Origin of the sequence: Alexandriicola marinus, assembly GCF_004000435.1 — a bacterium.
Lineage (GTDB): Bacteria > Pseudomonadota > Alphaproteobacteria > Rhodobacterales > Rhodobacteraceae > Alexandriicola > Alexandriicola marinus.
Genome location: NZ_RBVZ01000002.1, coordinates 175,374 through 196,020 on the forward strand (window position 1 = coordinate 175,374; position 20,647 = coordinate 196,020).

General features: G+C 63.8%; 21 protein-coding genes. 11 read left to right on the forward strand and 10 right to left on the reverse strand.

The genetic code is table 11. The features are described 5' to 3' along the window. Positions 1 to 55: 55 nt before the first annotated feature. Positions 56 to 481: a thioredoxin TrxC gene (trxC, locus tag EP376_RS07235; RefSeq protein WP_127654904.1), complete on the reverse strand. Its 426-nt coding sequence runs from the start codon at positions 479 to 481 to the stop codon at positions 56 to 58. 109 nt (positions 482 to 590) lie between these two features. Here trxC and lepA point away from each other — a divergent pair, with 109 nt between their 5' ends. The 5 genes from lepA (at position 591) to EP376_RS07260 (ending at position 4,196) form a co-directional block, all read left to right on the forward strand. Beyond that, on the forward strand, positions 591 to 2,390 hold the full coding sequence (gene lepA / locus EP376_RS07240) for a translation elongation factor 4 (protein ID WP_127654905.1): 1,800 nt from the start codon (positions 591 to 593) through the stop codon (positions 2,388 to 2,390). Positions 2,391 to 2,690: 300 nt separating this feature from the next. Continuing rightward, positions 2,691 to 2,870 carry a CTP synthetase gene (locus EP376_RS07245; protein WP_127654906.1) on the forward strand — a complete coding sequence of 60 codons (180 nt, stop codon included), beginning with the start codon at positions 2,691 to 2,693 and terminating at the stop codon, positions 2,868 to 2,870. A gap of 69 nt (positions 2,871 to 2,939) precedes the next feature. Then, positions 2,940 to 3,254: a TraR/DksA family transcriptional regulator gene (locus EP376_RS07250; protein ID WP_127654907.1), complete on the forward strand. Its 315-nt coding sequence runs from the start codon at positions 2,940 to 2,942 to the stop codon at positions 3,252 to 3,254. Between the two features lie 152 nt (positions 3,255 to 3,406). Next, positions 3,407 to 3,736 carry a DUF6455 family protein gene (locus tag EP376_RS07255; protein ID WP_127654908.1) on the forward strand — a complete coding sequence of 110 codons (330 nt, stop codon included), beginning with the start codon at positions 3,407 to 3,409 and terminating at the stop codon, positions 3,734 to 3,736. A 121-nt stretch (positions 3,737 to 3,857) separates the two neighbouring features. Continuing rightward, positions 3,858 to 4,196, forward strand: coding sequence for a DUF6455 family protein (locus EP376_RS07260; protein ID WP_127654909.1), 339 nt, complete (start codon positions 3,858 to 3,860; stop codon positions 4,194 to 4,196). Here EP376_RS07260 and EP376_RS07265 read toward each other — a convergent pair. The 3 genes from EP376_RS07265 to aspS all read right to left on the reverse strand — a co-directional run bounded on the left by EP376_RS07265 (position 4,135) and on the right by aspS (position 8,584). Then, positions 4,135 to 5,301: a DUF1501 domain-containing protein gene (locus tag EP376_RS07265; RefSeq protein ID WP_127654910.1), complete on the reverse strand. Its 1,167-nt coding sequence runs from the start codon at positions 5,299 to 5,301 to the stop codon at positions 4,135 to 4,137. The genes EP376_RS07260 and EP376_RS07265 overlap by 62 nt on opposite strands. Next, complete coding sequence (locus EP376_RS07270; RefSeq protein ID WP_238928687.1) at positions 5,301 to 6,593, reverse strand: DUF1800 domain-containing protein; 1,293 nt, start codon at positions 6,591 to 6,593, stop codon at positions 5,301 to 5,303. The genes EP376_RS07265 and EP376_RS07270 overlap by 1 nt, the downstream gene beginning before the upstream one ends. A 212-nt stretch (positions 6,594 to 6,805) precedes the next feature. After that, on the reverse strand, positions 6,806 to 8,584 hold the full coding sequence (gene aspS, locus EP376_RS07275; RefSeq protein ID WP_127654912.1) for an aspartate--tRNA ligase: 1,779 nt from the start codon (positions 8,582 to 8,584) through the stop codon (positions 6,806 to 6,808). Between the two features lie 146 nt (positions 8,585 to 8,730). On the opposite strand from aspS, the gene EP376_RS07280 reads away from it, so the two are divergent. After that, positions 8,731 to 9,972: a class I SAM-dependent methyltransferase gene (locus tag EP376_RS07280; protein WP_338068383.1), complete on the forward strand. Its 1,242-nt coding sequence runs from the start codon at positions 8,731 to 8,733 to the stop codon at positions 9,970 to 9,972. A 22-nt stretch (positions 9,973 to 9,994) separates the two neighbouring features. On the opposite strand, the gene EP376_RS07285 is transcribed toward EP376_RS07280, so the two are convergent. Beyond that, positions 9,995 to 10,612, reverse strand: a complete 618-nt coding sequence (locus EP376_RS07285) for a V4R domain-containing protein (protein WP_127654913.1) — start codon at positions 10,610 to 10,612, stop codon at positions 9,995 to 9,997. 255 nt (positions 10,613 to 10,867) lie between these two features. On the opposite strand from EP376_RS07285, the gene carB reads away from it, so the two are divergent. Further along, a complete protein-coding gene (gene carB / locus EP376_RS07290) occupies positions 10,868 to 14,197 on the forward strand; it encodes a carbamoyl-phosphate synthase large subunit (RefSeq protein WP_127654914.1) in 3,330 nt (1,109 codons plus the stop codon). 16 nt (positions 14,198 to 14,213) lie between these two features. On the opposite strand, the gene EP376_RS07295 is transcribed toward carB, so the two are convergent. Then, a complete protein-coding gene (locus tag EP376_RS07295) occupies positions 14,214 to 14,657 on the reverse strand; it encodes a hypothetical protein (RefSeq protein ID WP_127655879.1) in 444 nt (147 codons plus the stop codon). Between the two features lie 229 nt (positions 14,658 to 14,886). Here EP376_RS07295 and EP376_RS07300 point away from each other — a divergent pair, with 229 nt between their 5' ends. Beyond that, positions 14,887 to 15,474 (forward strand): thymidine kinase, encoded by a 588-nt coding sequence (locus EP376_RS07300; protein WP_127654915.1) that lies wholly within the window; start codon positions 14,887 to 14,889, stop codon positions 15,472 to 15,474. Positions 15,475 to 15,496: 22 nt separating this feature from the next. Continuing rightward, entirely contained in the window at positions 15,497 to 15,970 is a 474-nt protein-coding gene (locus EP376_RS07305) for an MYXO-CTERM sorting domain-containing protein (RefSeq protein ID WP_127654916.1), read from the forward strand. Between the two features lie 75 nt (positions 15,971 to 16,045). On the opposite strand, the gene EP376_RS07310 is transcribed toward EP376_RS07305, so the two are convergent. From EP376_RS07310 to EP376_RS07320, 3 genes are all read right to left on the reverse strand, one after another. Next, the gene (locus EP376_RS07310; RefSeq protein WP_127654917.1) at positions 16,046 to 16,384 is read right to left on the reverse strand and encodes a tRNA-binding protein; all 339 of its coding nucleotides are present in this window, start codon (positions 16,382 to 16,384) and stop codon (positions 16,046 to 16,048) included. Then, entirely contained in the window at positions 16,377 to 17,189 is an 813-nt protein-coding gene (gene proC / locus EP376_RS07315) for a pyrroline-5-carboxylate reductase (RefSeq protein WP_127654918.1), read from the reverse strand. The genes EP376_RS07310 and proC overlap by 8 nt, the downstream gene beginning before the upstream one ends. Before the next feature lie 112 nt (positions 17,190 to 17,301). Continuing rightward, positions 17,302 to 17,805 carry a type III secretion system chaperone family protein gene (locus EP376_RS07320; RefSeq protein WP_127654919.1) on the reverse strand — a complete coding sequence of 168 codons (504 nt, stop codon included), beginning with the start codon at positions 17,803 to 17,805 and terminating at the stop codon, positions 17,302 to 17,304. Between the two features lie 249 nt (positions 17,806 to 18,054). Between EP376_RS07320 and EP376_RS07325 the strand changes: the two genes are divergently transcribed. Further along, complete coding sequence (locus EP376_RS07325) at positions 18,055 to 19,086, forward strand: M42 family metallopeptidase (RefSeq protein WP_203330974.1); 1,032 nt, start codon at positions 18,055 to 18,057, stop codon at positions 19,084 to 19,086. A gap of 1 nt (position 19,087) precedes the next feature. After that, a complete protein-coding gene (locus EP376_RS07330) occupies positions 19,088 to 20,257 on the forward strand; it encodes an MFS transporter (protein ID WP_127654920.1) in 1,170 nt (389 codons plus the stop codon). 57 nt (positions 20,258 to 20,314) lie between these two features. Here the strand turns inward: EP376_RS07330 and EP376_RS07335 are convergent, their stop codons facing one another. After that, positions 20,315 to 20,557: an accessory factor UbiK family protein gene (locus EP376_RS07335; protein ID WP_127654921.1), complete on the reverse strand. Its 243-nt coding sequence runs from the start codon at positions 20,555 to 20,557 to the stop codon at positions 20,315 to 20,317. Between the last annotated feature and the right edge of the window lie 90 nt (positions 20,558 to 20,647).

Below are 20,647 nucleotides of genomic sequence, written 5' to 3' on the forward strand. Positions count from 1 at the left end.
CGATCGCGATCACGGACAGGAAACGGCCGCCCCGAGGGGCGGCCGTTTTGCGTTTCTAGACCCCGATCCAGTTTACGATCTGGGCCGCCGGCATCGCCCCTGACTGGCGCTTGACCTCGCGGCCCTTCTCGAACTTCACCATCGTTGGAATTCCGCGGATGCCGTATTTCGCGCCCGCCGCCTGATGCGCCTCGGTGTTCAGCTTCACAAGCCGCGCCTTGCCGGCCAGCGCATCCGCCGCCTTGGAATATTCCGGCGCCATCATCCGGCAGGGTCCGCACCACGGCGCCCAGAAATCCACGACCAGCGGCAGGTCATCCGACTTCGCCGCCTTGGCAAGCGTCGCTGCATCGACATCGACCGCCTTGCCGCCGATCAGCTTGCCGCCGCAGGTCCCGCATTTCGGGCCCGCGTCCAGTTTCTCCTGTGGCACGCGGTTCACCTGCCCGCATTCCAGACATGTCAGTTTCACACCCGCCATCGCGGCCTCCATTCATATTCAATTCATGAAATATGTATACATCCCGCCCCGTGCAAGGCCCGCATCGCAGCCCATTGACCAGCGGGGGTTTCCGCCTCATATCACGGCCATGACAGACCTCTCGCACATACGCAATTTTTCCATCGTCGCGCATATCGACCACGGAAAATCCACGCTCGCCGACCGGCTCATCCAGTCCACCAACACGGTGGCCGAGCGGGACATGAAAGAGCAGCTTCTCGACGCCATGGATATTGAGCGCGAGAGGGGCATCACGATCAAGGCCAACACCGTGCGCATCGACTACGAGGCGCTCGACGGCCAGACATACGTGCTCAACCTGATCGACACGCCCGGCCACGTCGATTTCGCCTACGAGGTCTCGCGGTCCATGCGCGCGGTCGAAGGCTCTCTCCTCGTCGTCGATTCGACCCAAGGGGTCGAGGCGCAGACACTGGCCAACGTCTACCAGGCCATCGATGCCGACCACGAGATCGTGCCGATCCTCAACAAGATCGACCTGCCCGCCTCGGATTGCGACCGCGTTGCCGAACAGATCGAGGATGTGATTGGCATCGATGCCTCCGGGGCGATCCGCGTCTCGGCCAAGACCGGCGTCGGCATCCGCGAAACGCTCGAGGCCATCGTCGCCCACCTGCCGCCCCCCAAGGGCGACCGCGACGCCCCGCTCAAGGCGATGCTCGTCGACAGCTGGTATGACAGCTATCTGGGCGTTGTCGTGCTTGTCCGCATCATGGACGGCGTGTTGCGCAAGGGCGACCAGATCCGCATGATGGGCACCGGCGCGCGCTATGGCGTCGACCGGATCGGCGTCTTCCGCCCGCCGATGACCACGGTGGACGAACTTGGCCCCGGCGAGATCGGCTTTCTCACAGCCTCGATCAAGCAGGTCCGCGACACCCGCGTCGGCGACACCATCACCCACGAGAAAAAGGGCACCGAGACACCGCTCCCGGGCTTCAAGCCCTCGCAGCCGGTGGTCTTCTGCGGCCTGTTCCCCGTCGACAGCTCCGAATTCGAGGATCTGCGCACCGCGATCGAGAAACTCGCCCTCAACGACGCCTCCTTCTCCTACGAGATGGAGACCTCGGCCGCCCTCGGCTTCGGCTTCCGCTGCGGCTTCCTCGGGCTTCTGCACCTCGAGGTGATCCGCGACCGGATCGAGCGGGAATACGATATCGACCTGATCACCACCGCGCCCTCCGTCGTCTATCATCTCTACATGAAAGACGGCACCATGACGGAGTTGCACAACCCCGCCGACATGCCCGACCTCACCTATGTCGACCACGTGGAGGAGCCGCGGATCAAGGCGACCATCCTCGTGCCGGACGAATTCCTCGGCGACGTGCTCAAACTCTGCCAGGACCGGCGCGGCATCCAGCTCGACCTCACCTATGCCGGGCAGCGCGCCATGGTCGTCTATGATCTGCCGCTGAACGAGGTGGTCTTCGATTTCTACGACCGGCTGAAATCCGTGACCAAGGGCTATGCCAGCTTCGACTACCAGCTTGTGGGCTATCGCGAGGACAACCTCGTCAAGATGCAGGTGCTGGTGAACGACGAACCCGTCGACGCGCTGTCGATGATGGTCCACCGCGACCGGGCCGAGGCCCGCGGCCGCGCCATGTGCGAGAAACTCAAGGATCTCATCCCCCGCCACATGTTCAAGATCCCGATCCAGGCCGCCATCGGCGGCAAGGTCATCGCACGGGAGACGCTGTCAGCCTTGCGCAAGGACGTGACCGCCAAATGCTACGGCGGCGACGCCACCCGGAAGCGGAAGCTTCTGGACAAGCAGAAGGCGGGTAAGAAAAAGATGCGCCAGTTCGGGAAAGTGGACATCCCGCAGGAGGCGTTTATCTCAGCGCTCAAGATGGATAGCTAAGCCGTGAATAGGTCTCCTTGAGCGCTTTCCGCAACTGGAAAGATCCCGAGTAACTGCCATGTCCTCGGTCGCTTTTTCATGTTGCCGAGGGCGAGTACCAGACCTCGTTCCACGTAGTCGAAGCAATAGGTTTGCTCCAAGAACTTTAGTGTCGCGGCCTCACCATAACGGCATCGTTGGTTGAAAAAGGCCGCGGACGCATCCCGAACCGCTCCGCAAGGCGAAGCTTGACCCAAATCAACGCTCCCTCCCCCACCGCTTGATAGCCTCCTGCCGACATTGATCCGACCGGAGGCCCCCATGGCACTGACCCTCATCCTGCACCTGTTCATCGGCTCCACTCTGGCCGGGGTGGGCGTCATCGCGGTTCTGGTGGCGGGGTATGGCACGCTCTGGCCGATCGTGATCGCGGGGCTGGCCGGGTTCGTCCTCGCCTTCCCCATCTCATGGTTGATCGCGAAATCGCTGACCGGCAAGTGAGGGTTGATTCAGATCAACGCCGCCCGTCCCGCCCCCTGCGACGCTGAGCCGATGAAAGGAGAGCCATCCATGCCCCATGACGACCGCAAAGCCGCCCTTCTGGCCCGCCGGGCCGAACTGACCGAAGACCTCGCAAGGATCGAAGATCAGCTGGACGACGAACCGCCCAAGGACTGGGAGGATCGTTCGGCCGAGCGGCAGGGGGACGAGGTTCTCGAGGCCATGGGCCAGCAGGACCTGACCGAGTTGCGCGCCATCGACGCGGCGCTGGCGCGGATCGAGGACGGCTCCTACGGCATCTGCGCCAAGTGCGGCGACGACATCAGCCCCGAACGGCTCGACGCCGTGCCGACCGCCGCGCTCTGCCGCAATTGCGCCAGCTGAGACCCTGCGACAGGTCGCCACAGACGGGAGTAACGCATTGTAAACATAGACTGACAGTCTATCTGTAAATATTTTTTTACATTCTTGTGATCCAACCACCCCCACCGAGCGTATGCCTTTGCATACGACATACGAAAGGGAGGGACCTCGTGATGTCCGGAGAATTGGCCCACATCACCCAGACGTTCGAAAACCGCATGGCGCTGCGCCGCGGGATGATGCGCAAGATGGGCATCATCGACAGGCCCGATCTGGCACAGGATCTGGCTGCCCCGCTGCGCGAAACCTTGCTGTCCTGCAACCGATGCGCACAGCCCGATCTCTGCGCCTTCTGGCTCGGCTCCAGTTCATCGGATGCACCGATGTTCTGTCGCGCCAGGCTCGCCTTTGAAGAGATCGCCCGCGCCACATCGCGCCCGCCCGAGGCGCCGGCCTCATCCCGGCCGACCCCCGACAAAGGCGCCGCAAATCTGACAATCTGACTTTACACTAACACCAGGCGCTCAGGATTATATGAGCAATCTGTGTAAGGATTGATTGACAACTTTGGGATCAACGCCTCATTGTCGTGTCACTGACTCGATGACCCGGGGGGTGTTGGCCATGACGGGCCTTTTGACCCATATGACCACCGATTTCGACCGGAGGTTGAAACTGCGCAGGCAGATGCTCGACCGGATGGGGATCGTGCCGAAACAGGATCTGGGCACCACCCTGATCGAAGCCTCCCGCGATACGCTGCGCTGCTGCACCGAATGCCGCACCACCGAGGCCTGCGAGGTCTGGTTCGATCGTGGCGCACCGGGCGATCCCGGCTTCTGCGGCGGTCAGCGCGCCTTCGACCGCCTGTCCGACGCGATCAACCCCGATATCCGCGCCGCTAGAGAAGAAGCCCGCTCCGAGGACCAAGCTCCACGCCGGGAAAGACGCGCGTCTCGATAAGATCGGCGTCGAGCCCGAAGAGTGACCGGATCGTCCATCCCGCATGAGCCCGCAGGTCCCGTGTCGGCAACAGGTCACGCCCGGCATAAAGCTGATCGAGCCCCGGCCAGTCACCCAGCACCTGCCCGCCCTTCAGCGCCCCGCCCGCATAAAGCAGCGCCCCGCCCGTCCCGTGATCGGTTCCGCGGGTCCCGTTTTCCGCGACTGTCCGGCCGAATTCCGTCAGGCACAGAACGGCCGTCTTTTCCCAGACCGGCCCCAGCCCGGCCTCCAGCGTCAGGATGACGTCTGAGAGATTGCCCAGCGCGCGGGCCAGCCCCTGTCTCTGCCGGCCATGGGTATCCCATCCGCCCAGAGAAAAGCTCGCGATCCGCGTCTCGCCCAGCAAACGTTCGGCGGCGAAGGTCGCAGCCCGGACATGGCCGCCATTGCCCACGCTCTCCATGCCCATCTCGCCCTGCTCGTCTATTGATTGCGCGATCTCAATGGCATCGGCGGTGGCGTCGCGAAAGAGAGGGTCGGAATGGGTCACGAGGTCGATCAACCGTTCGGCCTGCGGACCGATCCGCAGCCGGGCCTCGGGGGCCCAGCGCGCCACATCGGCCGAGCCGTCGAGGATCAGAAGCTGATCCGTCCCGATCGCATAGGCGGTCTCCGAGGTCATGCCCGGCACGATCTGCATCATCCGGTTGAGCCATCCGTCCCGCACGCGCCCGTCTTCGAGCCCGGGCAAGCCCGCCTCGAGGATATCCTGCCCGTCAAAATGGCTGCGCTTGTCGCGGTAGGGCGTCGAGACGGCCTGCACTGCGCCAAATTCGCCGCGCAGCCAAAGAGGCGTCAGCGGTGCCAGCGCAGGGTGAAAGGCCCAGAACCCACCGGTCTGCAAATGCCCGTCCAGTCCCAGCGTCGGGCGCAGACCCGCCAGCGCCGCCGCCTCGCCCGCGGGCGCCACCACGTCGATGCCGTCCATCGCGCCGCGCAGAATGATCACGACGAGGCGATTGTCCCAAGGGCCCGAAGCAAAGGCCATCGGCGTCACAAGAGGGCTGGCCGCGGCAGAACAGCCCAGCGCCCCGATCGTCGTCAGGAAACGGCGTCTGTCCATCAGTCTCTCCTCTGGAAGGCGGCGGAGGTCAGGATCACGCCGATCCCCTCGACCCGATCTTCGGCTGCACCCGCGGCAAAAACAACTGTCCGTGGCGCATCCGCACCCAATAGATGGCGCACTGCATCGCGCGGATCGGGCAAGTCTCCCATCAGCGCTGAGGGCGCACGAAACGCCCAGTCAATCCGGGCGGCCATGCCCTGCGGCGTGATCCATGCCTCCGCCGTCTCGGGCAGACCATCGGGGCCATCGGGCCGCTCCCAATCCTGCCCCATGTACAGAAGCGGCCGCATCAGGTTGCGAACGGTCATCGGCCGATCAAGGGCGATCAAGTCGTCGCCATTCGCGCCGATCCCGCGCAGGGCCGACTGGATGAACTGGAACGGCTGCATCACCTTGGCCGCGCCCGGACCTGCCTCGATCCCGCGGGTCCATGCGGCAGGGTGGCGCAACATCGCCTCATAGACGGGAAGCAGAGCCCCGTCTGACGCAAGATATGCGGCCGTCATCACGTCGATCAGGCCCGGCGGCGGGGCATCGGCCACGAAGTGGACGGCAAGCTTGGTGGCCAGATGCCGGGCGGTCGACGGATGCGCGGCCAGATCGTCCAGCACCGCGTGGATCGGCTCGAGCGATGCCTCCGACCCGTAGGTCACGCCCAGAACCGTCTCGGCCCCCGGCTCGGCAAAGCGCGGGCGGAACCAGAAGCCCCGGTCGGCACCCCAGCTCAACCCTGTGAACAGTTCCGCCAGCTGGCGCACATCCGCCTGACCGTATGGGCCGTCCACGCCCAGCGTGTGCAGCTCCAGAACCTCGCGCGCGAGGTTCTCGTTCAGGCCGCGGCCATCGCGCGCAACCGGGCTGTTCGGCCCGACCGAGCGAACCTGATCGAGATAGATCAGCATCATCGGATGGGTAACCGCCGCGCGCAGCATGTCGGCAAAACGGCCGGCGACATGAGGGCGGATCGTCTCCTCGACATAGGGGGTGACGTAGTGGCGCATCAGGCCGTTGCGGGCGCGGATCGTGAAATGATCCCCCCAGAACTGGGTCAGCCTCTCGCGAAAGCCGTCCGTCGTCTCGATCCCGCGGGCAAGGTGCGCGCGAAAGGTGGCAAGACGCGCCGCCTCCATTTGCTGACGCCCCGCGCGATAGGCCTCTTCATTCTCATCATTTTCCGCCCGTGCCCGTTGCAATGCGCGCAGCTCCTCGACCCGGGGCGTGACCGCGTCGGTCAGCGGGATCGGGAAACGCCCGGTCATCTGATCGGGGCCGGCCAGTCGAGAAAGCATGTCCTGAACGTCCGACGGCGGCCCATGACGCGGCGACAACCCAACGCCGAACCGCCTGTCCGCGAGATCGGGAGAAAACACCACTGGCCTGCCTCATCATTCTACCCGGGGAACATGGGACCAATATAGCGCACCACCCCCGGGCAAAGAAGACATGAGTGCAGCGCTCAGCGGAGTGCCGCCGCCCCAAAATTTCTCAAATTTTGGGCAGCTCACCCCTCGGGCGGCAGGACCCTCAGCCGAAGCTCGCGCAGCTGCTCATTGGTGGGCCCGGACGGGGCGCCCATCATCAGGTCTTCGGCACGCTGGTTCATCGGGAACATGATGACCTCGCGGATGTTTTCCTCATCCGCCAGAAGCATCACGATCCGGTCGATCCCGGCGGCACATCCACCGTGCGGCGGCGCGCCATACTGGAACGCGTTGACCATCCCGCCGAACCGCGCATGCACCTCGGCCTCGTCATAGCCCGCAAGCTCGAACGCCTTGATCATGATATCGAGCTTGTGGTTCCGGATCGCCCCCGAGATCAGCTCATAGCCGTTGCAGGCCAGATCATACTGGAAGCCCAGAACATCCAGCGGATCACCGTTCAGCGCATCCATCCCGCCCTGCGGCATCGAAAACGGGTTATGCGAGAAATCGATCTCGCCCGTCTCGTCGTCCTTCTCGAACATCGGGAAATCGACGATCCACGCAAAGGCAAAGCGGTTCTTCTCGGTCAGGTTCAGCTCTTCACCGATCACATTGCGCGCGCGCCCTGCGACTGCTTCGAAACTCGCGGGCTTGCCCCCCAGGAAGAACGCCGCATCCCCCTTGCCAAGGCCCAGTTGCAGGCGGACGGCCTCGGTCCGCTCGGGGCCTATGTTCTTGGCGAGCGGCCCAGCCGCCTCCATCCCGTTTTCGCCATCGCGCCAGAAGATATAGCCCATCCCCGGCAGGCCCTCTTTCTGGGCATAGGCGTTCATCCGGTCGCAGAACTTGCGCGACCCGCCGCCCGGCGCGGGGATCGCCCAGATCTCGGTGCCCTCCTGCTCCAGAAGCTTGGCAAAGATCGCAAAGCCGGAGCCGCGGAAATGCTCGCTCACGTCCTGCATCTTGATCGGATTGCGCAGGTCGGGCTTGTCGGTGCCGTACCAGCGCAGCGCATCGGCGAACTTGATCCGCGGCCAGAGCTTGTCGACGTTGTGACCGCCGCCGAATTCCTCGAACACGCCCTCGATCACCGGCTGGATCGTGTTGAACACGTCTTCCTGCTCGACGAAGGACATCTCGAGGTCGAGCTGGTAGAAATCCGTGGGCGAACGATCCGCGCGCGGATCCTCGTCGCGGAAACAGGGCGCGATCTGGAAATAGCGATCGAAGCCCGACACCATGATCAGCTGCTTGAACAGCTGCGGCGCCTGCGGCAGCGCGTAGAACTTTCCCGGATGAAGACGGCTCGGGACAAGGAAATCGCGCGCGCCCTCGGGGGACGATGCGGTGATGATCGGCGTCTGATATTCGCGGAAGCCCTGCTCCCACATCCGCCGCCGCATCGAGGCCACCACGTCCGACCGCAGCGTCATGTTTGACTGCATTTTCTCGCGCCGCAGATCGAGGTAGCGATAGCGCAGCCGCGTTTCTTCGGGATATTCCTGATCGCCGAACACCATCAGCGGCAGTTCGTTCGCTGCGCCCAGAACCTCCATGTCCCGAATGAAGACCTCGACCTCGCCGGTGGGTATCTTGGGGTTCACCAGCCCTTCGTCACGGGCCTTCACCTCGCCATCGATCCGGATGCACCATTCGGAGCGCACCTTTTCAACCTCGGCAAAAACGGGGCTGTCCGGGTCGCACAGAACCTGCGTCACGCCGTAATGGTCCCGCAGGTCGATGAACAGGACGCCGCCATGATCGCGCACGCGGTGCACCCAACCCGACAGGCGGACAGTATCACCCACATCGGCCTTGGTCAGGGCGGCGCAGGTGTGGCTTCGATAGGCGTGCATGGCGTCCTCGGTTCGGCTGTGTGAATGGCGGATCCGGGCCGATACACAGGTCCGGGGGCCCAAAGTCAAGGGGCCCTTGCACTGTGCGGGCCCCTGCGCCAGTTTCACGACATTCTGGACGGGCGTCATATCGTGGGGTTTGACTTTTGAATTTGTGGGTTTCGCAGCTCGATGGCCTTCTTCGGGGCCTGATCCGGACCGGCACGCTTGAAATCGTCTGGCCCGACGGCTCCGAAAGCCGATATGGCAAGGACGGTCCCGCGGTCCGCATCGCGATCCACGACAAGGCCACGCCCCGCAGGCTCCTGCTCAGGCCCGAACTGGCCATCGGCGAGGCCTATATGTGGGGCCATCTCACGGTCGAAAACGACGATCTGCGCGGCATGCTGGCCCTTCTGGCCGGCAATGCCCGCGCGCGCCAATTCGGCCGGTTCAAGACGATCGTCCCCGCCCTCAAACGCGCGACCCGTCGCTTCACCCAGGCCAACGGCCTGACCCGCGCACGGCAGAACGTCGAACATCACTATGATCTGTCTGTCGATCTCTACGAACTCTTCCTCGACGAGGATCTGCAATACACCTGCGGCTATTTCCCCCATCGCGGCATGACGATCGAAGAGGCGCAGGCCGCGAAGAAAGCCCATATCGCGAAGAAGCTGCTGATCGAGCCGGATATGAAGATCCTCGATATCGGCTGTGGCTGGGGCGGCATGGCGATCACGCTGGCCCGGGATTTCGGGGCCAAGGTCGTGGGGGTATCCTTGTCCGGCGTGCAGCTGGCCCATGCCGCCAAGCGGGCCGAGGCCGCGGGCGTGGCCGACCGGATCGAATGGCGACAGATCGATTACCGGGCTTTGCGGGAGGAATTCGACCGGATCGTCGTGGTCGGTATGATGGAGCATGTGGGCCTGCCGAATTACCCGACCTTTTTCGATCGCATTCGCCGAAACCTGTCTGACGATGGGATCGCCCTGGTCCACACGATCGGGCGGGCCACGCCGCCGGGCCTGACAGCGCCCTTCATCGACAAGTACATCTTTCCCGGCTGCTACACGCCCTCCCTGTCCGAAGTGATGCGCGATGTCGAACGATCAGGGCTCATCGCCACGGATATCGAGGTATGGAGGATGCATTACGTCGACACGCTCCGCGCGTGGCAAGACAAGTTCGAGACCAACCGGGAGACGATCGAGGCGATGTATGACGACACCTTTGTCCGGATGTGGCGCTACTATCTCGTGGCCTCGGAGATCGGGTTCACCCATCTGGCCAACGAGATTTTCCAGGTCCAACTGACCCGCCACCAGACCGCCGCCCCGTTGACCCGCGACTACATGTGTGCGGACGACATGGGCGGGGGCCCAAATTTCGAGAAATCTGGGGAGTGACCAAAATTGGATAATTTTGGTGTCACCCGGAATTCAGGATGAACGCGAACCGGCAGGCATCGTCGCCCTGGCCCACGCACGTCATTTCCCGGCAGATCAGGTGCGGATCGACAAGATCACGGAACATCCCCTCGAACAGAGCCTCCTGCCAATAGCAGCCGGGGTGATCCCGGGTGCCATGCGGTGCGGCGAATGGATTGTTCCACAACTCGATCTCGAGGTCGCGCAGCATCTCGAACCGGGCCTGACCGGCAAAGGCACGCACATGCTGCCGCGCCCATCGCCCAAGAAGCCAGGCGGACATCGTCCAGGGCGCCGCCGACAGCATCGCCTGCGCCTTCTTCGACAGATAGGTTTCGACGAAAGCTTCGGCCGAGGCGAATCCCGCCTGCCGAAAGACCTCGGCCGACCGTTCAGGCTCTGCCTGCCGCAGCGCCGTATGGATCCGCACGGCCTGCGCTTCGTCCAACGGAATGTCCGGATCGGGCGTGCCACGCAATTCGGCCCGCGTGCAGATCAGGCGCACGGCATCCTCTCCAAGACGCTGGCGCGCTGCGGTCAGAACATCTGATACCGCATTCGGCGAAACCGTGCCCTTGGGCAGATTACGCAATCGCGAGGCAGTCGGTGAACGTCCCATTGCACCTTTCGCCGGTTCGCCGACCCTCTTTCATCGGGGCGGGCATCAGAGTGATACGGCCAGCACGGCGCGAAGCACGATTGTCAGCTATACTTGCCTGAAAGCTTAACACATTCTCGAATGTGAAAGCACGAGCATTTCCGCACATCTCCCGACAGATGCGATATGGACTTGAACGCGGGGGCGTCGTGTCTATAACCCGCGAGGATTTGCGAGCCGCCGGCCGCGCGCTGCCAACCCTCGGGGGACCCTGCCATGCCCAAACGCACCGACATCAGCTCCATCATGATCATCGGAGCCGGGCCTATCATCATCGGACAGGCCTGCGAGTTCGATTACTCCGGAGCCCAGGCCTGCAAGGCCCTGAAAGAAGAGGGCTATCGCGTCATCCTCGTCAACTCGAACCCGGCCACGATCATGACCGACCCGGGCCTTGCCGACGCCACCTATATCGAGCCGATCACGCCCGAGATCGTCGCCAAGATCATCGAAAAGGAACGCCCCGACGCGCTTCTGCCGACGATGGGCGGGCAGACTGGCCTGAACACCTCGCTCGCGCTCGAGGAAATGGGTGTGCTCAAGAAGTTTGGCGTCGAAATGATCGGCGCCAAGCGCGAAGCCATCGAAATGGCCGAGGATCGCAAGCTGTTCCGCGAAGCGATGGATCGTCTGGGGATCGAGAACCCCAAGGCCACCATCGTCACCGCCCCCAAGCTCGACAACGGCAAGTCCGATCTCAAGGCCGGCGTCGCGATCGCCATGGAGGCGCTCGAGGATATCGGCCTGCCCGCCATCATCCGCCCGGCCTATACGCTGGGCGGCACCGGCGGCGGCGTGGCCTATAACCGCGCCGAATACGAACATTTCTGCCGCTCGGGCATGGATGCCTCTCCGGTGGGGCAGATCCTGATCGATGAAAGCCTTCTGGGCTGGAAGGAATACGAGATGGAGGTTGTCCGCGACAAGGCGGACAATGCGATCATCGTCTGTTCCATCGAGAACGTCGATCCGATGGGCGTTCATACCGGCGATTCGATCACCGTTGCGCCCGCGCTCACGCTGACCGACAAGGAATACCAGATCATGCGCAATGGCTCGATCGCCGTTCTGCGTGAGATCGGGGTCGAGACCGGCGGATCGAACGTGCAATGGGCGATCAATCCCGAAGACGGCCGCATGGTCGTGATCGAGATGAACCCCCGCGTCTCGCGCTCCTCGGCGCTGGCGTCCAAGGCCACCGGCTTCCCGATTGCCAAGATCGCGGCCAAGCTGGCCGTAGGCTATACGCTGGACGAGCTGGACAACGACATCACCAAGGTCACGCCCGCCTCGTTCGAGCCGACGATCGACTATGTGGTGACCAAGATCCCGCGCTTCGCCTTCGAGAAATTCCCGGGCTCCGAGCCGCTTCTGACCACGGCGATGAAATCCGTGGGCGAGGCCATGGCCATCGGCCGCACGATCCACGAATCGCTGCAGAAGGCGCTGGCCTCGATGGAAACCGGCCTGACCGGCTTCGACGAGATCGAGATCCCCGGCGCCCCCGACAAGGCCGCGATCACCAAGGCGCTGGCCCGGCAGACGCCGGACCGCCTGCGTGTCATCGCGCAGGCCATGCGCGAAGGGCTGTCCGACGAGGACATCGGGGCGGTTACGAAATTCGACCCGTGGTTCCTTGCCCGCATCCGCGAGATCATCGACACCGAGGCCCGGCTCAAATCCGATGGCCTGCCCCTGTCCGAGGCCGGCCTGCGCGACATCAAGATGATGGGCTTCACCGATGCCCGGCTGGCGAAACTGACCGGCCGCACCGAAGAGAACGTGCGCCGCGCCCGCCTCAATCTCGGCGTCACCGCGGTCTTCAAGCGGATCGACACCTGCGCCGCCGAGTTCGAGGCGCAGACACCCTACATGTATTCCACCTACGAAGAGCCCGTAATGGGCGAGGTGGAATGCGAGGCGCGGCCTTCGGATCGCAAGAAGGTGGTGATCCTGGGCGGTGGCCCGAACCGCATCGGCCAGGGGATCGAGTTCGACTATTGCTGCTGCCACGCCTGCTATGCGCTGTCGGACGCGGGCTATGAAACCATCATGGTCAACTGCAACCCGGAAACCGTGTCGACGGATTACGACACCTCGGACCGGCTCTATTTCGAACCGCTCACCTTCGAACATGTGATGGAAATTCTTGCCCGCGAACAGCAGAACGGCACGCTTCATGGCGTGATCGTCCAGTTCGGCGGCCAGACGCCCCTGAAACTCGCCAATGCCCTGCACGAGGCCGGCATCCCGATCCTCGGAACCTCGCCCGATGCGATCGACCTGGCCGAGGATCGTGAGCGGTTCCAGAACCTCGTCCAGAAGCTTGAACTGAAACAGCCCGTCAACGGCATCGCCTCGACCGATGCAGAGGCGCTGCATATCGCGGGCGAGATCGGCTTCCCTCTCGTGATCCGCCCCTCCTATGTGCTGGGCGGCCGCGCAATGGAAATCGTGCGCGATATGGATCATCTCAAACGCTATATCGCCGAGGCCGTCGTCGTCTCGGGCGACAGCCCCGTCCTGCTGGATGGCTATCTGTCCGGCGCGACCGAGGTCGACGTCGATGCGCTTTGCGACGGGACGAACGTCCATGTGGCGGGGATCATGCAGCACATCGAAGAGGCCGGCGTTCACTCTGGCGACAGCGCCTGCTGCCTGCCGCCCCACACGCTCAGCCCCGAAATTCAGGCGCGGATCGTCGAACAGACCCGGGCTCTGGCGCTCGCTCTGAACGTGGTCGGCCTCATGAACGTGCAATTCGCGGTCAAGGGCGAGGATATCTACCTCATCGAGGTCAATCCCCGCGCCTCCCGCACCGTGCCGTTCGTGGCCAAAGCCACGGATTCCGCCATCGCATCGATCGCCGCGCGTCTCATGGCCGGCGAGCCGCTGTCGAACTTCCCGCTGCGCCCGCCCTACAAGGATGTCAGCTATGACACGCCGATGCCGCTGGCCGATCCGCTGACGCTGGCCGATCCCAACATGCCGTGGTTCTCGGTCAAGGAGGCCGTTCTGCCCTTCGCCCGCTTCCCCGGTGTCGATACGATCCTCGGCCCCGAGATGCGGTCGACCGGCGAGGTCATGGGCTGGGACCGCAGCTTTGCACGCGCCTTCCTCAAGGCACAGCTTGGCGCGGGCACCGACCTGCCTCACGAGGGCCGGGTCTTCATCTCGATCCGCGACGAGGACAAGTCCGATTTGATGCTCGACGCCGCCCGCTCGCTTGCGGATCAGGGCTTCGGCTTTCTTGCCACCCGTGGCACAGCCGCGTGGCTGACCGACGCGGGCATCACCTGCGAGACCGTCAACAAGGTCTATGAAGGTGGCCTCACGATCGTCGACCGGATGAAGGACGGTCATGTCCAGCTTGTCTGGAACACGACCGAAGGTGCGCAGGCCGTCGAAGACAGCCGCGATATCCGCTCCGTCGCGCTCTATGACAAAATCCCCTACTACACCACCGCGGCCGGTGCCCGGGCCTCGGCCGGTGCCATCGCGGCCCGCGCCGAAGGGGATGTGGGCGTCCGCGCGCTTCAGGCCTGACGGCGCGCGCGGGCCCTTAGCCCGCTTCTTCCTCGAGGTGGAGTTTCATCTCCACCAGGATCTTCTGTAACTCGAGCGTCTCTCCAAGGAGCCGCTTTGCCTCGTTGACGGAAATGACCCCGTCTTCGATCGACTGGTTGTATTCGGCCATCAACATCGCAAAGCGCTGGCTGAGCGTGATGACGTCAGAATTGATGCCGCCTTGACTGTTTCGCCGGGACAGATCGCCGTCCAGATGGACACCGCGCAACTCGGCCAGCGCAGATGTGACATGCGGATGGCTCGATGCCGCTTCGAGGGCGGCGACCGCATTGATCGGCATGAACCTGTCCGAATGTTCGTCATCGAGCGAATAGTATCGTCCGAGGGTGGCCTTGGATTTGCCTGTCAGCCGACAGGCAGCCTCGATGCCGACATCCTTTACCAACGCTTCCGTGTGTTTCTTCAGATAACCATTCACTAATTCAGCCCTTCTTGTCCGCCCCGACGGGATCCAGAGTGGGAAATCCCGACTGGCTTTCCCATTATCCCACCCCGTTGGCTTTGTCATCCGGGTATGAGGTGAAGGCCCGCTGCACAGGGCAGGCACGCTGTTCCACAGGCAGGCCCCACTCACGGAGAATGTGCTTCGGTGTCCTTCACCGCCCTCGGTCTTGCGCATGATCGCGGCGTGGCTATACCCGACGCCCATGGCAAAGCTCTATTTCAACTACTCGACCATGAACGCGGGCAAATCGACCGTGCTTCTTCAGGCCTCACACAACTATTTCGAACGCGGGATGCAGACCTATCTGCTGACGGCACGGATCGACAACCGCGCCGGCCCCGGGCGCATCGAAAGCCGGATCGGCATCGGCGCGAATGCCGACACCTACGGTCCCGAGGACGATCTGTTCACGATGATCGAGACACGGCTTGCCACCGGGCCCTGCGCCTGCATCTTTATCGACGAGGCGCAGTTCCTGACCCGCGAACAGGTCTGGGCCCTGGCCCGCGCGGTCGACGATCTGGGTGTGCCGATCATGTGCTATGGCCTGCGCGTCGATTTCCGGGGGGAGCTGTTTCCGGGCTCTGCCACGCTTCTGGCTCTGGCCGACGAGATGCGCGAGGTGCGCACCATCTGCCATTGCGGAAAGAAGGCCACGATGGTCGTCCGCAAGGATTCCGAAGGCCGCGTCGTGACCGACGGCGCGCAGGTCCAGATCGGTGGAAACGAGACATATCTCTCCCTCTGCCGCCGCCACTGGCGCGAAGAAACCGGCGATCAATCGCGCTGAGCCGATTGCCGGTCCTCAGGACTTGACGGCTCTGCGGACCATTTCCGATAATAATCGTATTCTATTGGGGTTCACGCCCCGCTGTCATTACGGGAGTGAAACATTGAGACAGCACAAGACCTTGAAGGGAACAACCATTACCCTCGCCGCCGTGGCGGCAAGCGGCGCTTCGGCAAATATTCCGGACGAAGATATCATCACGCATTTCGAAGAGCCCGACACAACGATCATCACGTCAGCGGACAATCTCGGACATGACGACGATCTGCTGATCGATCCGTCCTGGTTCCACGACGAGTCCGAGGCTTATGACGTCGCCGAGTCGCACCATACATATTTTGGTGGTGGAGGAGGCGACAACATCATCACCACCCCTTCCCGCCCCCTGACGATCCGGGACAAGCTGTTTTCAGGGAACATGATGGGCGGGCTTGCGGCCATTGCGGCCGTCGCGGTCCTCGGCTGGGGATGGCTCCGGCGCCGTCGCAAAGGTTGACGCGTCGCGCGACAATGCGACGTATCAGCCACAAGGCATTGATTTAGTGAGGGTGTTCTCGCACGAACACCCTTTTCAGTAGAGCCGCGCCCCTGAAGGCACGTCCTCGTCAGGCCGGATCAGGACCACCTCGCCCTGCGCGTCCGGCACGCCCAAAACCAGGGCCTCGGACATGAACTTCCCGATCTGGCGCGGCGGGAAGTTCACCACCGCCATAACCTGCCGCCCGATCAGGCTTTCGGGGTCGTAATGCGCCGTGATCTGGGCCGAGGATTTCTTCACCCCGATCTCGTCGCCGTAATCGACCCAAAGCTTGATCGCGGGTTTACGCGCCTCGGGGAAGGGTTCGGCCTTCACCACCCGGCCCACGCGGATATCAACCTTGAGAAAATCATCGAACGTGATCTCAGCCATTCGACAGCTCCTTTGACCGGTTGGCCGCCGCCGCAATCGCCCGGTCAAGCAGCGCGGGAAAGCCCGTCTCCGCATCCATCAGCACGTCGAGCGCGGCCTGCGTCGTTCCACCCGGCGAGGTCACATTGACCCGAAGCTGCCCGGGGGCCTCGCCGGACACCTCCGCCAGATGACCCGCCCCGGCGACCGTCGCGCGGGCAAGCTGCAGGGCAAGGTCCTCGGACAGGCCCTGCCGGATACCGGCGGCGGTCATCGTCTCGATCAGGTGGAACACATAGGCCGGACCGGACCCCGACACGGCGGTGACCGCATCCATCTGCGCCTCGCTCTCAAGCCGGACGACTTGCCCCACGGCCTTCAACAAGGCTTCCGCCAGATCGAGCTGGGCGGGCGTGGCATGGGCGTTGCCGATGATCGCCGTGATCCCACGGCCCACGGCGGCAGGCGTGTTGGGCATGGCGCGGATGATCGGGGTGTCGCTGCCGAACGCGGCTTCGAAACTGGCGATCAGGGTGCCGGCCGCGACAGACAGGAACAGCGTCTCGCCGCCGCCCAGCTTTTGCAGGGCAGGCAAGGCATCGCCCATCATCTGCGGTTTCACCGCGATCAGGGCGATCGCGGGATTGTCGGGTAGCGGGCCGTTGATCGCAACACCCGTGCCCTGCAACCAGTCGGAGGGCGCAGGGTCGATCACGTGAACCGCGCTGGCCGGGACCCCGCGATCAAGCCAGCCCGCCAGCATCGCGGACCCCATCTTGCCGCACCCCAGAAGGACAAGACCGCGTCGGATCAGGTCATCGTTCATCGTCGTTCCTCCTTTCCGGGACCCCCGGAAATCAGTCGGGCGGCCCGTGTCCGGCCGCCCTCTATCCTTGATAGCCCCGCGCCCGTGTGGCCGGGGTCAGTCCAACAGCAGGTCAGGCCCGGCCATAGGCCTCGCCAATGGCGACGGCCATGGCCTCGGCCGGCGTCCGCTCGGCCCATGTGACCAGCTGGAAGGCCGGATAATACCGCTCGCAGCTCATGACCGCGGCGCGGATCATGGTATCCACCTGCTCTGGCCCGGCGACCTGATCGCCCGCGAGGATCAGGCCATAACGATAGACCATCATCTTCTGTTCAGCCCACCAGGTGAACGATCCGGCCCAGCACTGGTCGTTCAGTTCGTTGAGAAGTTCATAGACCGCGGGGATCCGTCCTTCGGGAGGCTCCATCTCGAAGGTGCAGATCAGGCGCAGGGTCTCGTCATAGGCCGACCACGCCAGCGTGATGGAATAGGTCCGCCACTGGGCCTCGACCGCCATCGCGATCTGGTCATCGGTGATCCTGTCGAACTCCCAATCATGGTGTTCCGCGAGGGTCTCGACCATGTCGATGGGATGAATGTCCTCGGACGGGGTAAACTGCTCTGTCAGCGCCATCGCTTGCCTCACTGCTTGCGCCAGCCTTAAAAAACCTCGCTAGCGCTTGATGCCTGCTCTAGGACGGGTAGGGTTTCTTTTCCGTTCCTACGAAATATGGTGAAGCCTTCGAGGGGGGGCTGTAAAGTCATTTCTTGGGGATAAGCCTGCCAGCGCGCAGAAATTCGGCCCCTCACAGGCGCCCCCTGCCCATTGCATCGCCCTGCAGGCTCACCCAGAATGCCCGCAACCCAACACAGGATGGCCGAGATGAATATCGACTTGTTGAAGCGACTTTGTGAAACGCCGGGCGTGCCGGGCCATGAAGACCGGGTTCGCGATCTGATCACGGCCGAGGTGGAGGGCCTGTTCGACGACATCTCGGTCGATCCGATGGGATCGCTGCATTGCGTGCGCAGGGCGACGTCCGACGACGCGCCCCGGGTCATGCTGCTGTGCCACATGGACGAGATCGGATTCCTCGTCAGTCACGTGACGGAAAAGGGCTTCATCAACGTCTTGCCCGTGGGCGGGTTCGATCCGCGCAACCTGTTTTCCCGCCGCGTTCTGGTCTGCACCGAAGACGGCGACTACAAGGGCGTGATGAACCCGGGCGGCAAGCCCGTTCACATCTCCACCCCCGAGGAACGCAAGAAAGTCCCGCTGCCCACCGATTTCTTTGTCGATACCGGGCTGGGCGAAGCGACGGCCGACAAGATCCGGATCGGCGATTTCATCGTGATGGACGAACCGTTCCTCGAACTCGGCGACAAGCTGGTGTCAAAGGCGCTCGACAATCGGGTGGCCTGCTGGCTGGGGATCGAGGCGATCCGCGCTCTGGGCGACACGGGCCGCGGGGCAGAGATCCACGTGGTCTTCACCAGCCAGGAAGAGGTCGGGCTGCGCGGGGCGCGCACTTCGGCCTTCGCGGTCAAGCCCGATATCGGGATCGGCATCGACGTCACCCTGTCGTGCGACACGCCCGGCGTGCCGGAAAAGGACCGCACCACGGTGCAGGGCAGCGGCTTCGGCCTGCATATCCGGGATTCGAGCTTCATCGCCGACAAGCGACTGGTCGCTGAGATCGAGGCCATCGCCAAGGCCGAGGACATTCCCTACCAGCGCACGATGCTCGCGGCCGGCGGGCAGGATGGCGCTGCGGCCCAACAGGCGGCGGCGGGCGCGCGCGCGATCGGGATCACCGTCGGCACCCGCTATATCCACACTGTGACAGAGATGATCCATCGCGACGATCTGGAGGCGGCCCGACGCATTCTGACCGCCTATCTCGGGTCATTCTGACATGCAGCGGCCGGCCACGGCCGGCCCGGCAGCCTCGCCCGAGGGGCGATTGCGGATCTATTTCTTCGTTCAGTTCCTGAGTGTTGGACTGGTCAATGCCTATTCGGGCATCTGGTTCGCGCATCTGGGGCTCGACGCGGTGCAGATCGGCCTTCTGGGCGCGGCGCCCATCGCGCTCTTGCTGTTCGTGACGCTGTTCGTCGGGCGGCTGGCCGACAGGGCGCGGGACTGGGGGCAGGTCATCCGGCTGGGCGGCCTTGTATCGGCGGTCTTTGCCGCGGGCCTCTTCGGCGCCGAAGGCTTCGTGGCGATCCTGATCCTCTGGGCGCTGACGGCGGGGGCGCAGCGGGTCGTCGTGCCGGTCACCGATGCCGCGGCCCTGCGCATGTTGCGCAGGCGCGGCGCGGAATTCGGCCCGTTCCGTGCGCTCAGCACGATCGGATACCTGTTGGCCGTGGGCGGGGTCGGCCTGCTGATGGGGCAGGACAGGATCGACCTTTTCCTGCCGCTCTTCGTGGGGTTCTGCGTGCTCAGGGCCATCGCGGCCTTTGGCCTGCCGCCCATGCGCGACCCCGGGCAAGTCCGCACGGCCCGGACCATCTGGCAGGGCTTTCCGCAGATGCGGAAGGCATGGTTCGTTCTGCCGCTGCTGGCCTGGGCCTTCATCGATTCAAACCACATGATCCTGAATTCGTTCCAGGGCCTGCTTTGGGCGGAACAGGGCATCACCACCGCGACGATCGGGTTTCTCATCGTTCTGGGGGCGCTGGCGGAAACGGCGATGTTCTTCGGATTTCGCCGGATCGCGACGCGGTGGCCCCCGCTGACCCTGATGATGATCGCGGCGGTGGCGTCAGTCGTGCGCTGGACGGCGATGTCGATGGCACCCGGCGTGCCAGTCCTTATCGTGCTTCAGCTGTTGCACGCGCTGACCTATGCGATGGGGTTTCTGGCGATTACCAACTTCATCGCCGACAAGACCGACGAGAGCGATGCGGCCGAGGCGCAAAGCTTTCTCGTCGTGATCGAACTGGCGCTGGCCTCGGGGATCGTGGTGATCTTCGGGATGATCGCACAATGGGCGGGCGCCGGGGCCTACCTGTTTTCCGCGGCTATCGCCATGGGCGGGGCGATCTCCATCATGGCCGCGATGCGGCGTATCCCCGACTGAGCGGACCACGTCCGCCTGAAATCCGGGGGAGCGCCCCCAACCGGGGACGCGACAGGCTCAGCCCTTGGCTTCGAGCGCTTCGATCCGGGCGCGCAACTCGGCGTTTTCCTCGCGGGCCTTCTGGGCCATCGCACGGACCGCGTCGAATTCCTCGCGGGTGACGAGGTCGCGCTCGGCAAGCCAACGGTCGACCATAGAGGTCATCGCCGTCTGGGCCTCATCCTTCGCGCCCTGTGCCACGCCCATCGCGTTGGTCATCAGCTGGCTAATATCGTCAAGGACTTTGGATCGCGTCTGCATCGCTTCCTCCGGGTTTGTCTGACCTACATATGGGGCGGTCGACCCCGGATCACAAGCACTTGCCGCCCGGTTGACTTCGTGCCGCCAACC

Bases quoted from the DNA above. Each gene is read 5' to 3' on its own strand.
- trxC (WP_127654904.1), bottom strand. From the start codon at position 481: ATGGCGGGTGTGAAACTGACATGTCTGGAATGCGGGCAGGTGAACCGC.
- lepA (WP_127654905.1), top strand. From the start codon at position 591: ATGACAGACCTCTCGCACATACGCAATTTTTCCATCGTCGCGCATATC.
- EP376_RS07245 (WP_127654906.1), top strand. From the start codon at position 2,691: ATGGCACTGACCCTCATCCTGCACCTGTTCATCGGCTCCACTCTGGCC.
- EP376_RS07250 (WP_127654907.1), top strand. From the start codon at position 2,940: ATGCCCCATGACGACCGCAAAGCCGCCCTTCTGGCCCGCCGGGCCGAA.
- EP376_RS07255 (WP_127654908.1), top strand. From the start codon at position 3,407: ATGTCCGGAGAATTGGCCCACATCACCCAGACGTTCGAAAACCGCATG.
- EP376_RS07260 (WP_127654909.1), top strand. From the start codon at position 3,858: ATGACGGGCCTTTTGACCCATATGACCACCGATTTCGACCGGAGGTTG.
- EP376_RS07265 (WP_127654910.1), bottom strand. From the start codon at position 5,301: ATGGACAGACGCCGTTTCCTGACGACGATCGGGGCGCTGGGCTGTTCT.
- EP376_RS07270 (WP_238928687.1), bottom strand. From the start codon at position 6,593: ATGCTTTCTCGACTGGCCGGCCCCGATCAGATGACCGGGCGTTTCCCG.
- aspS (WP_127654912.1), bottom strand. From the start codon at position 8,584: ATGCACGCCTATCGAAGCCACACCTGCGCCGCCCTGACCAAGGCCGAT.
- EP376_RS07285 (WP_127654913.1), bottom strand. From the start codon at position 10,612: ATGGGACGTTCACCGACTGCCTCGCGATTGCGTAATCTGCCCAAGGGC.
- carB (WP_127654914.1), top strand. From the start codon at position 10,868: ATGCCCAAACGCACCGACATCAGCTCCATCATGATCATCGGAGCCGGG.
- EP376_RS07300 (WP_127654915.1), top strand. From the start codon at position 14,887: ATGGCAAAGCTCTATTTCAACTACTCGACCATGAACGCGGGCAAATCG.
- EP376_RS07310 (WP_127654917.1), bottom strand. From the start codon at position 16,384: ATGGCTGAGATCACGTTCGATGATTTTCTCAAGGTTGATATCCGCGTG.
- proC (WP_127654918.1), bottom strand. From the start codon at position 17,189: ATGAACGATGACCTGATCCGACGCGGTCTTGTCCTTCTGGGGTGCGGC.
- EP376_RS07320 (WP_127654919.1), bottom strand. From the start codon at position 17,805: ATGGCGCTGACAGAGCAGTTTACCCCGTCCGAGGACATTCATCCCATC.
- EP376_RS07325 (WP_203330974.1), top strand. From the start codon at position 18,055: ATGAATATCGACTTGTTGAAGCGACTTTGTGAAACGCCGGGCGTGCCG.
- EP376_RS07330 (WP_127654920.1), top strand. From the start codon at position 19,088: ATGCAGCGGCCGGCCACGGCCGGCCCGGCAGCCTCGCCCGAGGGGCGA.
- EP376_RS07335 (WP_127654921.1), bottom strand. From the start codon at position 20,557: ATGCAGACGCGATCCAAAGTCCTTGACGATATTAGCCAGCTGATGACC.